Annotated in this window: 2 protein-coding genes and 1 pseudogene; all 3 read right to left on the minus strand. The window is 75.6% G+C overall.

Annotated features, from left to right (window positions below; genetic code table 11):
- Positions 1–1,295, minus strand: a pseudogene (locus ACLIYP_RS29560) (hypothetical protein); the annotation flags it as partial.
- Between the two features lie 44 nt (positions 1,296–1,339).
- Positions 1,340–2,287 (minus strand): hypothetical protein, encoded by a 948-nt coding sequence (locus ACLIYP_RS29565; protein WP_412716154.1) that lies wholly within the window; start codon positions 2,285–2,287, stop codon positions 1,340–1,342.
- Complete coding sequence (locus ACLIYP_RS29570) at positions 2,284–3,807, minus strand: hypothetical protein (protein ID WP_412716155.1); 1,524 nt, start codon at positions 3,805–3,807, stop codon at positions 2,284–2,286. The genes ACLIYP_RS29565 and ACLIYP_RS29570 overlap by 4 nt, the downstream gene beginning before the upstream one ends.
- Positions 3,808–3,809 lie beyond the last annotated feature (2 nt).

The raw sequence follows: 3,809 nt of genomic DNA on the forward strand, positions 1-3,809 counted from the left end.
TCGGCCTCCCGGATGGCCGCGGCGACCCGGGCGGCGCGGTCGGCCGCGGCCCGGTGCGCCAGCACCGTCTCGGCCGCCTGCCAGGCGGCGTGCAGGGTGCGGGCCTCGCTCAGCTCCCGGCGCTGGGAGGCGGCGCTCCTCTCACCGGCGGCCAGCGCCAGACAGGCGTGGCGGTAGGCGAGTTCGGCGGCGATGAGCGCGGCGCGCCCACGTTCGCGTTCGGCCTCGGCGGCCGACCCGGCGGCGTGGTCGGCCCGCTCGGCGAGTTCGGCGGCGCGTCCGCGCTCCTCGGTGCCGCGGGCGGACAGCCGCCGGGCCAGGGTGCGGGTGCGCTGCTCGGCTCCGGCGTGGACGGCGCGGGCCTGCTCGCGGTGGCGGGCGGCCTCGTCGATGCGGCGCAGCAGGTCCAGCGACCCGGCGGTGAAGTCCTTCTCGGCGGTGAGTTCGGCGCGGCGGCCGAGCTTGTGGGCGAAGCCGTGCACCAGGTCGGCCAGCCCGTCGGTGTCGCGGGTGTCGGTGACCGCGCGCAGCAGCAGATCGGTGAAGTCGGAGTCGTCCTTGACGGCGAACAGGCCGGCGGCCTCTCCCTCGTCGGCGTTCATCTCCCGCTGGTAGCGGAAGAGTTCGGGGTCGAGGCCGAGGTGGCCCAGGTGCTCGTTCCAGCGTTCGTGGACCTCCTCCCAGACCACGTCGAGGTTCGGGTAGGTCCTGCCCGTCTCCACCAGGACGTCGCGGAAGCCCTTCATGGTGCGGCGCCGGCCGCGGGCGGCGGAGGCACCCTCGGCGACGGGCCGCAGCGCGGTGGACTCGGCCACCGGCAGGGAATCCAGGTTCATGCCCGGGCCGGGCCGGAAGCTGTACCAGGCCTCGGCGAACTTGCGCGGGTCGCTGGAGACCTGGCGCCCGCGCCACTCGCTGACCTTGCCGACGACGACGGTCTCCCCGGTGAGGGTGTGCTGCCACTCCAGGGCGACGTGCCCGCAGTCGTCGGCCAGCAGGAACTTGCGCAGCACGCCGGAGCTGGCGCCGCCGAGGGTGTTGCGGTGGCCGGGCAGCATCACCGAGAAGATCAGCTTGAGCAGGACGGACTTGCCGCCGCCGTTCTCCAGGAAGAGCACGCCGGCGGGCGCGGGGCGGCGCGGCGGGCCGATCGGCTCGTCCTCGAAGAAGTCCGCCTGGGCGGGGGCGGGGCTGGGCACCGGCTCGCCGACCCCGCGCAGGTCCAGCACGGTGTCGGCGTAGCGCGCACCGGCGGGCCCGATGGAGTAGAGGCGGATCCGGGACAGCTCGTACATGGCGGCGGGGCTCTCGTTGCTCTGGCGTCGCTGGGGACGGGGGTTCAGCTGTGGAAGGGCAGTCCGGCGTCGGCGGCCGGTTCGAGGGCGTCGGGGTCGGGGGGCGGCAGCAGGGTGGCGCTGCCGTCGCCGACGGGCACGACGCCCAGCTCCAGCAGCTCGGTCATGGCGGCGCTGCCCGCCATGTCGCGCACCTGGAGCTGGTAGCGGGCGGTGGTGCGGTAGGTGCCCCCGGCGTCGTCGCCGGTGCGCTGGAGGAAGCCGGAGTCGGCGAGGAAGGCGGCGGCCTTGGCGACGATCCCGGTGGTGGAGCCGGCCAGCCGGCGGGAGTCCTTGGTGGCCCCGGTGGCGCTGCGCCGGGTGTACACCCGCCAGGCGGCCTCCAGGCCGGGCGCGTCGCTGGCCGGGTCGGTGTTCTCGCCCTCCCGCTCGGCGCGCTCCTCCAGTCTCCGGCAGGCCTGGCGGACGAAGGCGTCCACGCCGTTGACGGAGATCCTGCCGACGTAGCCGTCGTCGGCGAGGTCCTCGGGGCGGGGGAAGGCCAGGGCGGCGATGGCCAGATGGGCCAGGCCGTGCAGGAAGCGGTCGGTGGAGTCGGAGGTGGCGCGGCGGGCGTAGTCGCCCATGCGCACGGCGAAGACGGAGTCCTCGGCGGCGGTGACGGCCATGCCCGCGCGCGGGGAGACCTCCAGCACGACCAGCCCGAGGCCGGTGGCGACGGCGTCGGCGAGCCGGGCGAAGGCGGGCTCCTCCCGGTAGCGGCGCAGCAGTTCCGCGTACTCGGCGTCGCGGGCGGGCAGCAGCTTGGGCTGGAGGCCGAAGGAGACCAGCCGGGCGGCGTCGGCGGCGTCCGGCGGGGAGAGAGGGACCCTGCCGGACCCGGCGGGGACGCCGGACCGCTCGCCGGGCTCCGTGCCGGACCCGCCGTGTCCGCCCGGTCCCTCCTGCTCGTCGTGGACGCCGTGACCGGCGTACGGACCGTACTCGTTCAAGATGCCACCTCCGTGCGGTCCGCCGCCATGCCCGCGGCATCCAGCAGGGCCGTCCCCACCACGAGGTCGGCGCCGCCGAACTCCGGGTCGTCCAGTTCCGTGCCGTCGTCCACGGCGAACAGCAGGCGCCGTTCGCCCTGCCGGTAGGCGGTGCCGACCGGGGGGCTGGCGGCGTGCACCGCCAGCAGGGCCACCAGGTAGGGCAGCTCCGGGTCGCGGCGGCGGGCCTCGGCCAGCAGGCCCGACAGCCGGCGCGGGGCGTCGGCGGGCAGTTCCAGCAGCTCCCGGGCGGCCTCCATCTGCTCCTCGCTGAACCGGCTGTCGTCGGGGGTGGCGACCAGATCCGGCTCGGGCATCTCGGCGCCCAGGTGCTCGCGGGGCGCGGGCGGGGTGAGCAGCATCTCGGTCAGGTCCCCCAGCCGTACGGCCGCCGGGGTGCGCAGCCCGGTGCCGCGGGCGAAGAAGGCGTCGGTGACCTTGGTGGCCCGCTCCACCGGCAGCGGCAGCAGGGGGGCGAGCAGCTGACCGTACAGGTCGAGGCCGGCGCCGGCGGCGGGCGGGGCGAACGCCTGCCGGTCCTGCTCGGCGCGGAAGAGCGGTCCGGCCTCCAGCAGCCGGGACTGGAGCTGGGTGTGGCGCCGGATGCAGTCCTTGACGATGTCGACCAGTTCGGCGGCGCGCAGCTTGTGGCCGGGGTTCTTGTCGGCGGGGGCCTCGTCCCGCGCCCTGCGGATGTTGGTGAGGATCGCGTTCTCGTGGCGGTAGCGGTCGGCGACGTGGTCGAGCGCCTCGGCGATCATGTCGGGGACGGCGTTGAGCCAGTCGACCGCGCGGACGTTGCGCCGGGTGGCCTCCAGGGTGCGGCGCAGCGTCTCGGCGTACTGCACGGTGCGGTAGCGGGCCTGCTCGGCGGCGAGCTGGGCGTCGGCCAGGCGGCCCCGGCTGACCAGCACCTCCAGCTTGACCTCGGCGGCGATCTGCGCGCTGGTGACATCGGTGTCGAGGGCGCCGACCAGTACGTTGACCGCCTCGTCGGTGGTGCGCAGGTACACGCCTCCGCCCGGCCCCGGCACCTCCTCGATCAGCTTGAAGTCGTAGTCGCGCCGCACGTACTCGCCGTCGGGGCCGAAGGTGCCGTAGACGGCGCGGAACCCCCGGTCGACGCTGCCGACGTTGATCAGGTTCTCCAGGACCCAGCGGGCGACCCGCTCGTGCTCGGCGGCGGGCCGCCGCGGCGCCTGGGCCGCGACCCGCGGCAGCAGCCGGGCCACTATCTCCTCGTGGTCGGCGCCGGTGTCGAAGTCCATGTGCAGGGTGACCAGGTCGATGGCGGCCAGCGCCACCTCCGCCATCGAGTACGTGCCGTACTCCCCGGCCAGGTTGGCCTTGCGCGCGTCCAGGTCGTGCAGGGGCGCGGTGCAGGCCAGCGCCCGCAGGCGCCGGGCCAGGCCCTCGTCGGCGGCCGGGCCCGGTGCGGGCCGCGCGGCGCCGGGGGACGATGCGGATACGGCTGTGGTCACAC

The organism is Streptomyces nanhaiensis, from assembly GCF_046614825.1.
Classification (GTDB): domain Bacteria; phylum Actinomycetota; class Actinomycetes; order Streptomycetales; family Streptomycetaceae; genus Streptomyces; species Streptomyces radiopugnans.